This is a genomic window from Nitrobacter sp. JJSN (genome assembly GCF_051912485.1).
GTDB lineage: Bacteria > Pseudomonadota > Alphaproteobacteria > Rhizobiales > Xanthobacteraceae > Nitrobacter.
This window is the reverse complement of record NZ_CP196822.1, coordinates 3,391,540-3,408,342: the sequence shown is the minus strand read 5'-3', so window position 1 is coordinate 3,408,342 and position 16,803 is coordinate 3,391,540. Positions and strand designations below refer to the sequence as shown.

At 58.2% G+C, this 16,803-nt stretch carries 11 protein-coding genes and 3 pseudogenes; 6 read left to right on the top strand and 8 right to left on the bottom strand.

The annotated features are described in order from the left end of the window. Positions 1–86: 86 nt before the first annotated feature. Positions 87–197 (top strand): annotated as a pseudogene (locus ACSZOQ_RS16660) (IS5/IS1182 family transposase); the annotation flags it as partial. 20 nt (positions 198–217) lie between these two features. Here ACSZOQ_RS16660 and ACSZOQ_RS16655 read toward each other — a convergent pair. Next, on the bottom strand, positions 218–1,573 hold the full coding sequence (locus tag ACSZOQ_RS16655) for an IS5-like element ISNha6 family transposase (protein ID WP_439923534.1): 1,356 nt from the start codon (positions 1,571–1,573) through the stop codon (positions 218–220). Between the two features lie 165 nt (positions 1,574–1,738). Between ACSZOQ_RS16655 and ACSZOQ_RS16650 the strand changes: the two are divergent. Continuing rightward, positions 1,739–1,918 (top strand): annotated as a pseudogene (locus ACSZOQ_RS16650) (transposase); the annotation flags it as partial. A 192-nt stretch (positions 1,919–2,110) separates the two neighbouring features. Here ACSZOQ_RS16650 and ACSZOQ_RS16645 read toward each other — a convergent pair. The 5 genes and pseudogenes from ACSZOQ_RS16645 to ACSZOQ_RS16625 all read right to left on the bottom strand — a co-directional run bounded on the left by ACSZOQ_RS16645 (position 2,111) and on the right by ACSZOQ_RS16625 (position 6,353). Beyond that, entirely contained in the window at positions 2,111–2,344 is a 234-nt protein-coding gene (locus ACSZOQ_RS16645; RefSeq protein ID WP_439923533.1) for a hypothetical protein, read from the bottom strand. Between the two features lie 273 nt (positions 2,345–2,617). Then, on the bottom strand, positions 2,618–2,962 hold the full coding sequence (locus ACSZOQ_RS16640) for a PRC-barrel domain-containing protein (RefSeq protein ID WP_439923532.1): 345 nt from the start codon (positions 2,960–2,962) through the stop codon (positions 2,618–2,620). Continuing rightward, entirely contained in the window at positions 2,919–3,371 is a 453-nt protein-coding gene (locus tag ACSZOQ_RS16635; protein ID WP_439923531.1) for a hypothetical protein, read from the bottom strand. Before ACSZOQ_RS16635 ends, ACSZOQ_RS16640 begins: the two co-directional genes overlap by 44 nt. Before the next feature lie 68 nt (positions 3,372–3,439). Beyond that, positions 3,440–4,030: pseudogene (locus ACSZOQ_RS16630) on the bottom strand (transposase); the annotation flags it as partial. 406 nt (positions 4,031–4,436) lie between these two features. Beyond that, a complete protein-coding gene (locus tag ACSZOQ_RS16625) occupies positions 4,437–6,353 on the bottom strand; it encodes an ABC transporter ATP-binding protein/permease (protein ID WP_439923530.1) in 1,917 nt (638 codons plus the stop codon). Between the two features lie 303 nt (positions 6,354–6,656). Here ACSZOQ_RS16625 and ACSZOQ_RS16620 point away from each other — a divergent pair, with 303 nt between their 5' ends. Then, positions 6,657–11,003, top strand: coding sequence for a chemotaxis protein CheB (locus ACSZOQ_RS16620; protein WP_439923529.1), 4,347 nt, complete (start codon positions 6,657–6,659; stop codon positions 11,001–11,003). Further along, on the top strand, positions 10,960–11,331 hold the full coding sequence (locus tag ACSZOQ_RS16615; RefSeq protein WP_439923528.1) for a response regulator: 372 nt from the start codon (positions 10,960–10,962) through the stop codon (positions 11,329–11,331). Before ACSZOQ_RS16620 ends, ACSZOQ_RS16615 begins: the two co-directional genes overlap by 44 nt. Positions 11,332–12,942: 1,611 nt before the next feature. Here ACSZOQ_RS16615 and ACSZOQ_RS16610 read toward each other — a convergent pair. After that, complete coding sequence (locus ACSZOQ_RS16610; RefSeq protein ID WP_439923527.1) at positions 12,943–13,116, bottom strand: hypothetical protein; 174 nt, start codon at positions 13,114–13,116, stop codon at positions 12,943–12,945. A gap of 417 nt (positions 13,117–13,533) precedes the next feature. On the opposite strand from ACSZOQ_RS16610, the gene ACSZOQ_RS16605 reads away from it, so the two are divergent. Beyond that, entirely contained in the window at positions 13,534–13,770 is a 237-nt protein-coding gene (locus ACSZOQ_RS16605; RefSeq protein ID WP_439922703.1) for a hypothetical protein, read from the top strand. A gap of 1,585 nt (positions 13,771–15,355) precedes the next feature. On the opposite strand, the gene ACSZOQ_RS16600 is transcribed toward ACSZOQ_RS16605, so the two are convergent. Further along, the gene (locus tag ACSZOQ_RS16600) at positions 15,356–15,523 is read right to left on the bottom strand and encodes a hypothetical protein (protein ID WP_439923526.1); all 168 of its coding nucleotides are present in this window, start codon (positions 15,521–15,523) and stop codon (positions 15,356–15,358) included. Between the two features lie 683 nt (positions 15,524–16,206). Here ACSZOQ_RS16600 and ACSZOQ_RS16595 point away from each other — a divergent pair. Beyond that, on the top strand, positions 16,207–16,467 hold the full coding sequence (locus tag ACSZOQ_RS16595) for a hypothetical protein (RefSeq protein ID WP_439923525.1): 261 nt from the start codon (positions 16,207–16,209) through the stop codon (positions 16,465–16,467). The last annotated feature ends 336 nt before the right edge of the window (positions 16,468–16,803 follow it).

Sequence of the window (16,803 nt, the reverse complement as noted above, 5' to 3'; positions counted from 1 at the left end):
TGTACTGACAATCTAGGGCTCGGACCCATAAAATTGGTTTGAGCGGACTGCGTTTGTGATTCAGGGTCTCCGACAGGAGGCCTTTGATGAAGCGGGATCAGTTCTGGCTGACAGATGCACAGTTTTCGCGGATCGAACCGCATTTGCCGACAGATACGCGAGGCAAGCCGCGCATCGATGACCGTCGGGTGATCAGTCGTCCGTGAAGAACGAGATTTCATGCGACCGAGAATGATTGATGGTTGGCATGTGGCGGCATGATCGACACTAACCATGCGCGCAAAAGCAGCCTTAGCCACGCGAGCAATCGGCGGAAGTTGTACCCGGCGGCGGCGAGCACGGCGTTGATGGCGTCGCCTTCGGAGCCCTTGAGATAATTGCGATCCATGCGGTGGTCTGATTTTGCGTGACCGATCACAGGCTCGATCGCCGAACGTCGTCGCAGGTCACGCTTGATCGGGTCGGTGACGCCGCGTTTCTGGCCCGAGATGTAAATCCTGAACTTGTATTCTGGCGGAGCATTGTGGCCCCTATAGCCCTTGTCGGCGACGAGCCGATTGATGGTCGCGCCGATTTGATGCTCGACATCGGGGATGATGCTTTCCAGCGTGTGGCCGTCGTAGGGATTTCCCGGAAGCGCCTTCGCGTGCGCAATGAACTGGCCGCCCCTGGAATGGTTGAGCGTCGTGGCGATGGAGACTTTCACGCCGAACTCATAGGGCTTGTGCGATTTGCCCTTGGCGATGCATTCGATCTCCGGCGCGTGCAGGGAATAGATTTTCTTGCCGCGCTGCCTTTGTTGTTGATGACGCACCGCGTGGGCCAGCGACAACAGTTGCGCGAAAGCCGCCTGCCTGTCCGGATCGCCGGCGATCTTGCGCCTGATGTCACGCATCACGCGGCCGAGATACGTGCGCAATGTCTTCAGCGCCCGGTTGGCGCGCCTGAACTGTTTCGCGTGAGCGTAGCGCTGATGCGCGATCAACGCGTGCTTGCCAACACGCTCGTAGGATTGTCGCAGGACGACGCCGTGCTTTTTGGCCAACCGCGCCAGCTTCTCGCGGGCGCGATGCATGAGCTTGGCATCGGTCGGGAACGCCACCGCCTTCGGCTGCACCGTCGTATCGACGATGATGCTGGTGAAGTCCGACGGCTTGGCCGCGCCAACGCGCGTGGCGACATTCAGGCTCTCCTGAATGAGCGCGACGATCTTGTCTTCGCCCATGCGCTGACGCCAGCGCGTCATCGAGGAGCGGTCGAAGGGAACGTCGTGACGAAAGAACGCCTCGCCACAAAACAATTGATAATAGGGGTTTTCGACCCAGCGTTCGCACAGCGCCTCGTCCGACAGATTAAACGTGTGCTTGAGGATCGCCAATCCCGCCATCAGCCGCGTCGGCAGGGGCGGCCGGCCGGGAACATCGGCGTAGACCGCCCCGAATTTGCCCTCGAGAAATCCCCAGTCGATCTTGCGCGCCAGCTTCGCCAACGCGTGGTTCATGTCGACGATCTGGTCGAGGTGCGACTTGAACAAATCATTCTGTCCGCTGTCTCGCCGCTCCTTCGGAAGCATCGCGATATCTCCGACTCAAACCCAGCCGGAGACATGGAATCACGCCGATTCCGCCAAATCAAATTGCAAGGAAATCGATGTCGACATCCCCAAAACCGGCGATAGCGAATACTTTCAAAACCCGCGAAATCATTCCGCCAGGATGGCTTCTGCATTTTTCACGGGCGACTGATCAGTGGGATCGTCCACATTCTCAAATCCGGCGGGCGTTGGATCGATGCACCATCCGATTATGGACCTCGCAAGACGCTCTACAATCGCCGCTATGTGCGCTGGGCCGCCAAGGGCGTCTGGGTCGATCTCTTCCATGCGCTGGCTAGTGCCGGCGGTCCTCCGGCCGCCATCAACTTCCTCGCCGCCGTCTGCATCGCCGCAACCGTCAGCTATTGGTTATAAGTCCGGACCTTAACGGTTGAGGATTCCCACGGGAGTGGGAGCGCAAATCGGCAGGCGAGTTAGTGCAATCGCCCTGCATGGCGCTTGGTATCAAATTCAGGTGGCCGGGATGACTTCTCGACCACCCAAAACACCTAAGTCTTACTTGCTTTCACAAACAGTAATTGTCTTCATAGCGGCTGTGGCATCGGCCTCTGTCGTGTAGACCTTACCAGCCGGGTTGACTACCATAGACGTAGTTGTAGTTGGCTTTTCATGTACGACTGTACATTTCTTCGTCGTGGAATCTTGCACGACATAGTATGAATTCGCCGCGAATGCGGGAGCTGAGAAAGCAGTAATGATGGCGGCTGCGGCCAACAATTTCAAATTCATTTTTGACGCTCCTGTTTGCCACACAGGCTTTCCCGTGTTGTGCGTAAACTCGGATCGCGAACGAACGTTCCGGTGGAATACGCGTGGGGGCAGGGTCAGCGTTGATAGAGCGGCGCCGGTTAAAGCCGGCGGGGTGTTACTAATTGACCTAGTTCCGCTTCTCGGCCTACCAGCGAGCGTTATGTTCATCAGTCCGGCCGCAACGGCAACGCTCAGCCGTTTGCTATTCAACCGTGCCAGGACATCCAGACGGTTCAGCTCGCGCTTGAGATATCACCAGTAGTCGTCGATCTCTTTGCTACTGGCGGGATCTGACCAGTTCCAGCTGCTATCGGTTTTATACTTCGGGGCACTCTTCAGCTGATCCGCGGTTACGTCGATCCGGTAGCCGCCAAGCCCGGTGTCGTACATCAGGGAATTCCAGGGCAGTGGGTAATGTTCGTTACCCATGCCAAGAAATCCACCGAAACTCAGCACAGCGTAGGAAACTTGCCCGCTGATCTTTTCAATCATGATGCGTTCGATTGAACCGATTTTCTCATCGTTGGCACCATAAACAACTGTCCCCTGAACTTTATCGCTGCCGATCAAGGAGCCGGTAGTTTCTTCCATGGCCATGGGATTCTCCTTCGTTACAAGAGAAAAAGCGACCGCTGCGGGAAACGTTCCCTAGAGCCAGGAAAGAAGTGCGGTCGTCGTCTTGCTCGAGGTGTGGTGGATATTCGTGGTCCCGCTGTCGGTTCCGCAACAGCTCCACGAAGTCGACCGGCTTGCCTTTGGCGTCCACCTTTGCCGCGCGCTTCTCGGCCGATTCCATGAGGGCAAGTTGCGATGCCGGCATGCCCCAACGTGCCATGACGATCTCGCGATCGTCGGTGGCGTTGCGCACGATCGGGGCCGGATAATCGGAGAAGATGCCGGGCAGCGACGGCAGGTTGCCGACCCGGCTATTGAGCGCCACGAACAGCCGCCGGATCGCGTCGACGCTCTTCGTCATCGAGTAGATGGGGTGATTGCGGTTCACCACAACGAGCTCCGCCGCAGGCGGGGGCATGCCCGAGAGGACGAGGTCGAGACGACTGCGCTGTAACCGACGCGTACGGCGCTGGATGCCTCCACCTCAACGATGACGGCATGATCAAGGTCGATCAGGTAGTTCGTCGCGTAGGCGAAGAACGCGAGGCCGCCGTTTGCCGCGGTCCACCGCGCGGCCGGATCGACCGGCGCGAGATATTTCGGCGCGACGGACGTCGCCGCACCGAAGGCCGCGTCATCCAGCACCGCCAGATGCTCACGAACTGCACGACGAGATCGAACTGGATCCAGTCCCTCTGCGCCCTGCACCCGCTCTGGCGGTTGGCGTCGGCCTTGATCAGACTGGCATCGACAGCGAAGCCTCACCGCCGACCAAACCCGGCGCACCACGGTCTCGAACACATGCCGCAGCACATCGCTGTCACAGAAGCGGCCGTGCCTGTTCTTGGAGAAGGTTGAGTGGTCCGGCACGTCGCCGTCGAGGTCTAATCGGCAGAACCAACGATAGGCGAGGTTCAGGTGGACTTCCTCGCACAAGCGCCGCTCCGATCTGATGCCGAAGCAGTAGCCGACAATCAGCATCCGGATTAGCAGTTCCGGATCAATCGAGGGACGATCCGTCGAACTGTGAATGCTGCCAAGTGCGCCCCTGCGTTTGAACCGACAGCCAGCGCCGATTGACTTATGTATTTATGGCCAGTCTCCGCAGGAGGTGGACATGAGAGACCATGACCTATTGCTTCACGCCATTGTTGAGATAAGGGAATTATTGACCGATATCTTGAAGTCGGCACCTCGTGTCCAGAAATTGCGATTGATCGTTTGGTCGAAATTATGGATCGGCATGAGCTGGTGGTCGCGATCGACCGGCTGGAGCGTGGGTTTGGACGGCCGCGGCTGATCAACTGATACGCGACGCTGGACCGTCAGAACATACAGTTGGTTGCGAAAGGCTATTGGCGTAAATGCGCATAACGCCGATTGTCGCGGCTATGCAGCTGCAGTCAGCCTGGCGCAGCCGCGGCGATATTTCGCTTATCATCGCAGTGCACACGTCTCAACGAGGTGCCTTGCGCTGGCGCAGGAAACGACCCAGCAGGCGGCGTTTTCCCTTGCGCGGAATGAGGTCAATATCGCTCACCAGCTTCGCGCCACCCTTGCGTCGCTCCAGAACGATCTTTCGAGTATGAAAGGCTTCGAGTTCGACGCGATGTGCCACGCTGACGACGGTGGCGTTGGGAAGCTCCTTATTGAGGAGGTCCATCATCTTATCCTGGCTCTTTGCGTCGAGCGCGGATGTGGCTTCGTCCAGCACGATAATATCGGGGTTATGCAAAAATAGCCGGGCGAAAGCGAGCCGCTGCTTTTCGCCGCCCGACAGCGTCTGGTCCCAGGGCGCTTCTTCCTCAAGTTGCTCCTTGAGATGACCAAGTCCTACTTTGTCCAGAGCAGCGCCAATTTCTTCGAGAGTCCAGTCTTCCGCACCCGCGGGATAGGCGGCAGCGCGACGTAACGTTCCAAACGGCACGTACGGCTTTTGCGGGAGCATGAACAACCGACGGTCCGGATGGAAGCCGACGCTGCCGCCACCCCATGGCCACAGGCCAGCGATAGCCCGCACTAGGGTGCTTTTGCCGGTCCCGGACTCGCCCGCCACCAGCACGCGCTCGCCGACCTCTATGATCACTTCTGCTTCTCCCACCACGGCGGTGCCGTCGTCGAGCGTCACAGACAAGTCGTTAAGGCTGAGCATCGCGTCGCCCTCGGTCTCGCCACGCTGGATACGGCCAACACCGTCGCCACGCTCGGCGCGATCCAGCCCGTCGATTGACATCATCAGCGACGCAATCCGCCGCGCGCAGGCATTCCAGTCAGCCAGACGCGGATAATTGTCGACAAGCCAGCCGAACGCGCTTTGCACGATGGTGAAGGCCGATGCCGCCTGCATCACCTGTCCCAACGTCATGCTGCCATCGAGGTATTTCGGCGCGCATAGCAACAGCGGGATGACCGGAGCGATCAGGCTCGATCCCTGCGATACGACGGTGGTGCGCATGTGCTGACCGCAGAGAAGTGCCCATTGCTTGATCACGCCGGCGAACGTTTTGTCGATTCCGTTGCGCTCTTCCTCCTCGCCACCCAACAGGGCGATGCTTTCGCCGTTTTCGCGAACGCGCGTCAATGCGTAGCGATATTCGGCTTCGGCCTGGTTTTTACTCTCCGAAACCGCGACGAAGTGGCGGCCGATGTAAGCCATCGAACTGCTGGTCACTCCGGCATAGATCACCGCCGCCACCACGAGGAAACCGGGCACGGTGAATGTCGATCCGCCGAACGTTACGGTCAGTGCGCCACCAATGGTCCAGAGCACCACAATAAAGGTTGCGGCCGAAAGGAACGCGGATATCACGCCGGAGGCGAAATCCACGGGCGCGTCGGTGGCGACCCGCAGATCCTCGGCGATGCGATATTCCGGGTTTTGGTGGTCACCGCTGACAAGATTGAGTTGATAGTAGCGGCCGTTGGTTAGCCACCGGGACACCACTGAATCGGTCAGCCACGCGCGCCAGCGGCGCTGGATGCCCATGCGTGCGAACACCTGAAAAACGCCGAGCGCCACGCAGCCGATCGCGAGCGGGAAGAACACCCCCGTTAGATAAAAAACCGTGGCGGAGTCACGCTTCTCGATGGCGTCAAAGATCGCGCGATTCCAGACGTTGATGGCGTATTGGAACGCGACGTTTGTAATAATCAAGGCGATCAGGCCGAGAGAAAACACCCACGCCAGCTTGCCGCCATTGGCACCCCAAAATCCTTTGGCGCTGATCCAGAATCGCGTGAGCAGATAGTCCCTGCGCGCCTGCTCAATCTCTTCCGGCGAGAGATCCGCGTCTGGTTCCAGGATTTCCGGAGGCGGGGGTTCGACGGCTTGTCCGGTCTCCGCAACAACTTCCAGGATTGGCCGCTTCGGCATGGCTCACGACCTCGGTTGAATTCGGTAACGTCAATGTCTTCGGCAGCGGAAGCGCCGCAATAGGCCACGATCCGGAACAACGACAAAAGCAATCCAGCCCATCTCGCTTTGCTCGATATGCTCGTCGGCTTCAAAGGTGATATTGAAATGTAATAAGCGACTTAGGCGCGTCTCTCGAATTGGTGCGCTGCGATAGGAGTTCTGGATTCAATTTCTGCCAAATTCTGAAGATGATACAATCAAGGCGACGACAGGCCGATCGGTCAATACGCGTCTCGTCAGGACGTCGCGAGAGGATGGGACGTGGTGAAAGCAAAATCTCGCACAACCGAACGCGTAGACCCGGGGAGACCATCGCCCACGGTCGTCGGCATCGGCGCATCAGCGGGGGGCATCGAGGCGCTCAGCCGCTTCTTCGAGGCCATGCCGAGCAATAGCGGTTGCGCGTTCGTGGTCGTTCTGCATCTCGATCCGGATCGCGAAAGCGAGATGGCGCACATTCTGGCCGTCCGCACGGCGATGCCGGTCGCGCAGATCCAGGACGGAATGCAGATTGATCGCGACCACGTCTATGTGATCGCGCCCGATACAGAGTTGGAGGTGCGCAACGGTCGGCTGCAGGTGTCCAAACCGTCGGACGCCCGCGGTCACCGCCATCCGGTCGATGTGCTGTTCAAGTCGCTTGCCGTGGAACAGCACGAACGGGCGATTGCCATCGTGCTCTCCGGAACCGGAAGCAACGGCACCGATGGATTGAAGGAGATCAGGGCAGAGGGCGGCATGAGCCTGGTGCAGATGCCTGAGACCGCAAAATTCGACGGCATGCCGCGAAGCGCGATCGCGGCGGATATGGCCGATCACATTTTGGCTCCGGAAAAGATGCCGGAGACCATCATTGCCTATATGCGCCATGGTTACGTCGCCGCACCAGCTGAACCGGGACCGGCGTCGCCGGACGATCAGGCAACCATCGAACAGGTTCTCGAACTGTTGCGCGCCCGCGCCAAGCACGATTTCGGCAGCTACAAGCGCAGCACGCAGCGGCGGCGGATTCACCGCCGGATGGGGCTCCGAAATATTGGAACGCTTGACGAATATTTGGAGAAGCTGCGGGCCAATCCAGATGAAGTCCAGACCTTGGTCGCGGACCTGATGATCAGTGTCACCGGGTTTTTCCGCGACGTCGAGGCGTGGGATGCCCTCACGGTATCGGTGATCGATCCGCTCGTCGCGGAGTACGACTCCGGTGCTGCGATCCGGGTCTGGGTCCCAGCGTGCGCCACCGGCGAGGAGGCCTATTCCATCGCCATGCTGGTGACGGAGCGGGCGGAGGCGGCCCGGAAGCGGTTCGACCTCAAGGTGTTCGCGACCGACGCCCAGGACGACAATTTGCGCAAGGCGCGAGACGGCATTTATCCGGCCGCCGCCACAGCCACGTTTCCGCCGGAACGTCTGCAGCGCTTCTTCGAGAAGCTCGATGGCTCCCTTCAGGTCCGCAAGGAACTTCGCGACATGATTGTGTTCGCGCAACAGAATCTGCTGCGCGACCCGCCGTTCTCACGGCTAGATCTCATTTCGTGCCGCAATTGCCTGATCTACCTTGAACCGGCGGCCCAACAGCGGATCATCGCTCTATGTCATTTCGGCTTGCGCCAAGGTGGCCATCTGTTCCTTGGCAATGCTGAAACCGTCGGACGACACGGCGACCTGTTCGCGACCGTGTCCAAAAAATGGCGGATATATCGCCGGGAAGGCCAGACCCGGCACGACCTGATCGATTATCCGCCAACAACACACAGCCCCCTTGAGCCACGCCGGGCGGATGAACCACCACTAGTCGAGCCAACCAACGCCTCGGTGACCGAGACAGCGCGGCGCATGCTGCTTGAGCGCTATGCCCCAGCGTCGGTGTTGATCGACCAAAAAGGTCGTGTGCTCTACTTTCACGGCACGACGCGGGATTATCTGGAGCAGCCGCCGGGCGAGCCGACCAGGGATTTGCTAAGCATGGCACGCAATGGCTTGGCCCTGAAACTTCGCGGCGCAATCCGAGATGCTTCAAAGGGAGCCGGCAGCGTCACGGTCGACGCCCATATCCGGCACGGCAAGACGATCCGGACTGTCGCGGTGACGGTCGTGCCATTGCCGGCGTCCTCGCGTGACAGCAACTTTCTGCTCGTCAGCTTCGCTCCGGGTCCACCCGCATCCGACCCGGTTCGGGCGAAGGTTCTCCGCGAGGACGTTGTTGACACGTCCGCGAGCGAACAGGCGCTTCAGGATGAATTGATCTCGACCCGCGCCGAATTGCGCAACACCATCGAGCATCTGGAAACCGCCAACGAGGAGTTGAAAGCGTCGAACGAAGAAGCGACCTCGATGAACGAGGAGCTTCAGTCCACCAACGAGGAGCTGGAAACCTCGAAGGAAGAGCTTCAGTCGTTCAACGAAGAACTCAACACCGTCAACAATCAGCTTCAGCACAAGATCGGCGAACTGGAAGCCGCCACTAACGATCTGACCAACTTGCTAGCGGGTTCGGAAACCGCCACTTTGTTCCTCGATGAGAAGTTCTGCATCAGGTGGTTCGCGCCCGCGACCAAGGAACTATTCGATCTGGTCTCGACCGATATCGGCCGTCCGATCGCGCATTTCGCGCGCAAATTCGCCGATGAGAACCTGTTAACCGACGCCGAAGCGGTGCTGAAGAAACTCACCACCCTCGAGGCTGAAGTGCCGAGCGACGCGGGACGCTGGTATCTACGGCGCATGCTTCCATACCGGACACAGGATAATCACATCGCAGGGGTCGTCGTCACGTTCAGCGACATCACCGAACGCAAACACGCCGCTGACGCCGCTGACGAAGCACGGATCTATGCCGAGAGCATCGTCGGAACGATCCGGCAGCCGTTACTCGTTCTGAATGGAGATCTGCGTGTCCAATCCGCCAACCGTGCCTTCTATGACCAGTTTCACGGTCGACCGCAGAACACCGAAAGCTGCCTTGTCTATGAACTTGGCAACGGGGAATGGGATATCCCACAACTGCGAATGCTTCTCGAGACGGTGCTGTTGAAGGACCGAGCGATTACCGATTTCGAGGTTGAGCACGACTTTCGCGACATTGGCCGGAAGTGCATGCTACTCAACGCCCGCAAGCTGGAGCAGGAAGGCGGGCGCCAGGATCTGATCCTGCTGGCCATCGAGGATGTGACCGCGCGCAGGGAGAGCGAGCGCGCGATCCGGCAAGGCGAACAGCATCTGAAGGATCTCATCGAAGCATTGCCCGGAGCGGTCTACACAACAGATGCTAAAGGATTGATCACCTCTTACAACCCTGCCGCTGCCGAGCTATGGGGCCGCGCTCCGGAATTGGGTTCGGACGAGTGGTGCGGTTCTTGGAGGATGTACAAAACCGACGGAACGCCGCTGCTGCACGACGAATGTCCGATGGCGATCGCCCTGAAGGAAAACCGGCAGATCAGGGGGGCGGAAGCGGTGGCGGAACGGACCGACGGTCTCCGGGTGCCGTTCCTCGCCTACCCGACCCCACTCCGAGACGCCTCTGGTGTGGTCATCGGAGCGGTGAACATGCTGGTGGACATCACCGAGCGCAAGCGCGCCGAGGTGCTTGCGGAGCAGTTCGCCGCGATCGTCCGATCGTCCGATGACGCGATCATCAGCAAGGATCTCGATGGTATCATCACCAGTTGGAACAAGGGTGCGCAGCACCTGTTCGGTTATACGGCCGAGGAAATCGTCGGCAAGCCTGTCATGACGCTGATCCCACCGGATCGCCACCTCGAAGAGGTCGAGATACTCGCCCGCATTCGCGCCGGCGAGCACATCGAGCACTACGAAACTCTCCGCCAGCGCAAGGACGGCAGTCAGGTTTGGGTGTCATTGACCATCTCGCCGCTCAAGGACGCCCGGGGAAGCGTTTTCGGCGCGTCTAAGATCGCGCGAGACATGACCGAGCGACGCCGCGCGGATGAGCACCGGAACATTCTGATGGGTGAGCTCAATCATCGCGTCAAGAATACGTTGGCGGTTATCCAATCCATCGCGTCCCAAACGCTCGGGCATGCCGCAACAATCGAGGAAGCGCGCGAGGCGTTTGGATCACGGCTGATCAATTTGGCGAAGGCGCACGACATCCTAACCCGAGAAAGCTGGACAGGCGCGAATCTAACGGAAATTGTCGCCAACACGATTAAGCCGCATGCCAGCAGCCAAAGTCGTTTCCGGATCGAAGGTCCGGATGTTCATCTCGCGCCGAGCCAGGCCCTTGCTATTGCCATGGCGCTCCACGAATTGTGCACCAATGCCGCTAAGTACGGTGCGCTGTCGAACGAAGAGGGCCACGTCATCATCGTCTGGACCCTTCCAGGCAAAGGTGGCGATCGCCATCTGACGTTGCGTTGGAAAGAGATAGGCGGACCTAAAACTATGCCGCCTGACCATCAAGGCTTTGGCTCCATCATGATCGAGCGGGTGTTAGCGGCGGAACTTGGCGGCAAGGTCCACGTTGCTTATGAGTCCTCCGGCGTTGTCTGCACGATCGATGCACCGATGCCGGCCGGACATCATGGCACGGGTGGGCTTGATGACCGATCGGAGGACGAAACGCATATTGATCGTCGAGGATGAATTTCTTGTTGCCCTGCATCTCGAAGATGTACTGACCGGTATGGGACATCAGATCGTCGGACCTTGCACCCGCATTGAGGTTGCGATGGCGGTTGCCCGCGAAAGCAGCATCGACTTCGCGCTCCTCGACATCAACGTGGCGGGCACGCCATCCTTTGCCGTCGCGGACATCTTGCGCCAGCGCAGCATCCCCTTTGTGTTCGCCAGCGGATACGGTCTTGAAGGTCTTGTCGACGGATATCGCAACGAGACCGCGTTACGGAAACCTTACGATCTCGAAGAACTCAAGGTCGCCATCGCCCGGATCTTTCCGGAGCTCAGTCATTGACCGTCGGGATTTGAGGTCAAGCCAGGGATGCATCCGAAATCGGAGCGGACGCTTCCCAAGTTCTTAGCACGCGCTACCCGGGACACAGATCCCGCACTTTAAACGTCTTTCACCGGCGCCAGCGCGTTTCCGTAAAATTCCGGATACAATTCACGGGCACGGCAGCTGCGCTCGCTTATTGGGCGAAGCAACCTCATTTATTAGAAAGATTCTGATATTGCTCAGGAAGTTTTCGGAGCGCGTGATTTAGCCTCGCCCATCAGAGTCAACTCTTCGAACCGACTGGCCGCTGTGTCGAGCCGTAATTCAAGCTCATCGGAGCACTCGGTGGTTGTCGTCCTGTGAGACCAATTGAGGAACTTTCCGAAGGGAGCATTTCTGTTCATCGTAGCAGATGAAGAAATTCAACTCTGGCAAAGCGCCGGCGGACCCGGTGATAAAGGACATATGGCGTCAGACCGCCGGCATTATTCGGCAGAAGGGACGTGCTCCGAGGTATGCCGTCGTGAGAGCATTGACTGGATGTATCACGGCTGGGCCAGGAAGTTTTTCTTTTTGGGTTCGGTTGCGCGGCTCTAGTTCTGGTCGGCTGGGCTGCCCATATAGAGATAATCGCCAGACACTTTAATCGGCGCTCGCGACAGAGAGACGTTCCTGTGCTCCCGCCCCCAAGGGAGCCAGCTATGAACGCGATCATCTATCCGATTCATCTTCAGAGAAGCTCAGAGCGCAAATGGGCAAGCCGCGTCGCTCGTGAATTGCCTATCCGAAGATCGCGTCCCGAAGGGACTGATATTTGCGCTTGCGGGAATGCTGTGACAGCACCCGTGAACTCGCAATATTCGCTCCATGTCGTCACCAACAAATGGCACTGCTCTAAGTGCAATACCCGGTGGACGACGGAAGCATCCATTCGGTGCGGCTAACGCATCGAGCCTCCCTGATTCGGCTTCCTCGCCGCAAAGTCGAATAATGAACGGCGCTCGCGGCGTTCTGAGCGCTCGACCTCGCCGTTGCCGCCCGGGACCTCCGCATTTATCGGTGACTCCGAGTGTTGCGCTCCCGCCTACGGCAAACAAAGGAGCCACGCCATGCAGACTCGACCTCGCTTTCCACAGAATCTCAAATCGCTTTATCAACGCCTCAACGATGAAGCTCAGCGCCTCCGTAAAGAGGCACGCGGTACTCAGCCCGGCGTTGAGCGAGAGCGGTTAATCCGAAAGGCACGCCAGGCTGAAACAGCGTCGCACGGCGACCAGTGGCTGTCGTCCCCAAGCCTGGCACCAAAATAATGGGAAAATATCACGCCTACATCTTTGCAAGCACGAAACGTCTCGGTCATTTTCGTAAACGGCTGATGATCAGGTCTGATTGGGCGATCATGGCAGCGCTGAACTTGCTATGGGAACGATCAAACCATCGAAGCATCCTCGCTACCCGAGGACAAAAGACAAACGCGACGCTTAACCAAGAGGGGGGCGCGCCTCAGTAGGCGGCCCTTCTTCTAGTTATTATGTGGACGCGGCACCGATCAGCGCGAGCCGGGTTTGCACTGATCCCCCTCCAGCTTGCGATCCGCGTCTCGCGAACATGCAGGTTAGGCGTAGAGTCTCATCGCTCGAACTCCTTCATGGTGTGCTCAACGAGGCGGTTGATGTGCGGGATGTCAGTGTGATCACTGATCACATCGAGCCCGTTATTCCCGTTGTCGTAGATCAGAGTGATCATACCGACGCGCCGTTCTTCGACATTAAGCGTGAGCGTGTCCCTATTGGTGCTGAACATCGCCTTTGTGATCTCGGGGATATTCCGCGATCGGTTGACGACCGCCTCTTCCCCGTCATTGACGGAGATTAGAAAGCCGTCGTTGACCGCGTTATCGATGAGCGCGTTGGCGATCTGTTCGTCCAGTGATGTCTTACTAATGAAAGCTCTCCGGTTTTGCGCCTTCGATCACGAGATCGACTCAGTCCGGCGCGATCCGTAATTTCGGCGTATGTTGTAACAATCCGCTTAACGAACGCCGTGTTGTCTTTTTCGTCTTTTTCGCAGCGGCGTGGACCCGGCAACTTGTGATGCAATCATGCGTCAAGATTGCGGTGAGGATGGCGTAACTGTCCAAAAGAAGGAGCGCTGGCGCTGCGGGAACCGATCGGCCCATCCGGTCATTGATCATCAACGCAAACCAATGGGAGAGTGAACATGTCTCAGTGCGAAACCTGCGGAAACGACTACGACAAGGCATTTCAAGTCACCATGGGCGGGAAAACCCATACCTATGACAGCTTCGAATGTGCGATCCACGCCTTGGCTCCGGTGTGCGAACACTGCGGTATTCGCATCGTTGGGCATGGGCTTGAATCTGCGGACAAGTTCTACTGCTGCGAACATTGCGCAGAGAACAACGGCGTTAAGGGATTTCGTGATCGTCAGAACTAGAGGCTTCGTTGATGCGAAAGCGTGCCGTTGCCCATGGCCAAACGCCTTGAGAACGTGCGGATCGAAGTGTTGCCCGGCGCCGGCAGACCAAGACCCCCTGACGGCTATGCTCGGGAGACACCTTCACCCAGCCTCAGACCGAGCCAGACAGACGGCGAGGGGGGGGGCCTGTCCGGCCGCGACGCACTTGTCGAAGGTCGAGACCTGGCGCGAACTGCCGGACGGTGAGATCGAGTTCACGATGAAGAGATTGGGAGCGCGGATTAGCGCGGAGGCTCCGGCGGTTGGAGCTCGCTCTCTATCCATCCCAGTGTCTTGTCGTCGCTTAAAGGATCGCATTCGACGCACCGGAGCGTGCGCGCACCATTCCCTCCAGGCGGCAATGCCATGGTCATCGGTTTCCCGCACGTCGGGCAGATATTACTTCGAGAAAGCTGGCCCATTGGCTCTTCATTCCGTCAGAGGAAGGCGGGAGCGCTACCGGGCGTTCTCTTCACCGATGGGAGCCAGGGGACCGTGCGGTGATGGATTGATGGTGTGCCCCGATCGGGGCAGTGTCGAAACACGGTTTCGTGGGCCAGCGCCGCGCGTCGATCGAGCATTAAAAAGGCCCGCCACGGGCGACGAAGGCCGAGCTGAGTGAAGACAGACGCTGCCCGCCGGGCCGATTAATCCACGTGAGAGCAAGAGGTTACGTGAGAACAAATACCCGCCGGTGAGGGCTCACCGGGATGCGTTACTGGGAAAGAACGGCGGCTGGACCGGGCGGAGACGGGCTCCAGCCGAACGCCGGTGCGCGCAGCGACCTCCTGCAACCGATTTGGCGGCCGCAATCCCGGCGAGTTTGCAAATCTGTCTATGTTTATGGCGGTCGCGGCCCCGGCGATTTTCTTGAGAAAATCCTCTCGTTCCGGCCCTGGCTGAAGCGACCCGACCTTTCGGCTTTCCGGTAGTAGCCGCGCCAAGCTGGGGCCGTCCGCGGCGTCGATCACTCGACTCCTTCTTGCCTCGCGATTTGCTGGATTAACTTGTAGCCACTGCCTCGACTTTGGTGCGGACCTTCGTTTCCGCATTATACACCTCGACGCGAAGCATCGGAAATTTTGCCAGGAGTTCTGCACCCGCTGCTTGGGCAATGCGCTCTTCGTCAAAGGAAGATTTTAGCCTTCCATCCACGACCATCGCGAAGCCTTCGGTCGGAATGATGTCGGCGCGCTAAGGGTTCCGAGGTCGAAGTTCCTCGGACTGATCTTCCGCGGGACGTTTAAATGATTTCACGACAATACCTACCTTGTTGGGCCCATATCGTATGTGGTGATAACTCCCCGACAAAACAACTGATACCCGCTCGCCGACTTCGACCGTCTATCCCCATCGGATTGTCCTTCGGATTACCGACCAGAGTTCGGCTTGGTTCTCTCGCTTATTGGCTCATGTACCAAAGCGCGACCGCCACGAAAATGACGGCGATCAACCAAGCGACGTAGCCTACCCTCTTCGATATCGAATCCCACATTGCGCCGTCGTCCTAAGCGGGAGAAGCAGCTATAGTTTGGAGTTGTTTTTCTCCAAACAGCTCGGCGAACTACTGCAGGCTCTCGCCTCGCTCTTCATTTTGCTGTTGAACAACTTGGCCAATTTCTTGTCGTTGCCCGTAGTCGACCGGCATCGCCTGCGTCTTGGCGACACCGGCGAACTTCGCCCGGACTTGCGGATGGAGGTTAGACAGCCTGGACCAATCGATCACGTTCATAACTTCCGATCTGTCTGTATTCTAAGATCCCGCCGGCGATGGGATCACCGGCGGGTTTCTCGGTAGAGCGCGAACGGATGGCTGGTCCGTCCGGATTGGATAATGCGCGGGGTGGGGCGAGGTTCCGATCGCCAGCTGCTCTGGCTGGCGCATTAGACAGAAACTCGGCAGTCCTCGGAGGGTCAAGTTCCTCTGTTTTCTATTTTTGAATCAGTCCTTAACCCCTCCGTAGGCTCGCCGCGGTGTCGGGGGAGCATGACACCTAGCACTTATGCGGTCCTGGCCGCCGTTTTCCAACCGAGCAAGTTCGCTCCCAAGCATCATGGTTGTGCTGGCAGGACTTTCGATGTTGAGATCTTTCGCCTGTGATGGGGGCCGTAAGCGGTTTTCAACATCACAACTATATTTCTTATTATCACGCGCCCCTATTGTGATCAGCCGTTCATACCCCACTTCCATAGATTAGTTTTGGCGAAGTCAAACCCGCCGTTTTCGCAACGTGGGTTGTCACATCAATTCAGACACCGTTCGCCTTCGGGATTGGTTCGTTCCACCGATTCGTCCCTTTTTCCTAGTTGTGCGCTCCATTTTGGCGCTGGTGATTGAGATCGTGTCGTGATCGAGCTCCGCGCGCGGTTTAATCTTCTTAGGAGGTCCGACCGCGAACGTGATTGGATAGCGTCATGACCATCAGATCCCGTAAAGAATCAGTCGTTTTCAAGCATAGCTTTTGCATCGAAGCCATCGACCGAATGTTGCCGCCCGGCACCTATGAGGTTGTAACCGACGAGGAGGAAATCGAAGGTTTGTCGTTCCTCGCGTTTCGCCGGATAGCAACATCCTTCAGGGCGACGGATTCATCCAGAGCGCGTTTAACAACCGAGGCGTTCGATATTGATCCCGATGATCTGAAAGAAGCCTTGCGAATAGACGCGGCGGCCTAACTCCGAACTTTGTCATACAGCGGTGACGCTCCGCGTGGTCGCCATTCCCTATGAACTTGTTTTCCTGCGCCGCTAGCTGAGCGTCCGGAGCAAAAAAGGTCAATGATGCGCAATCAACGAAAAAAGAATGCGCTCCGAGGCGCAGAGAAAAGCGCTCCGTATCCGCGGCTTCTATTATCTATTTCATAATTATCGGTCGGTCACCGTCGTTGCACAATCGACGAGCTGTACGCTGGTGTACAAGCACGGCAAGATGTCAATCGGCTCCCAACTGGGCTCCCTCATTGGAGTGGACAAGTCAGGCTGCTGATTTGACCGTTCGCCGGGTGTGTTGAC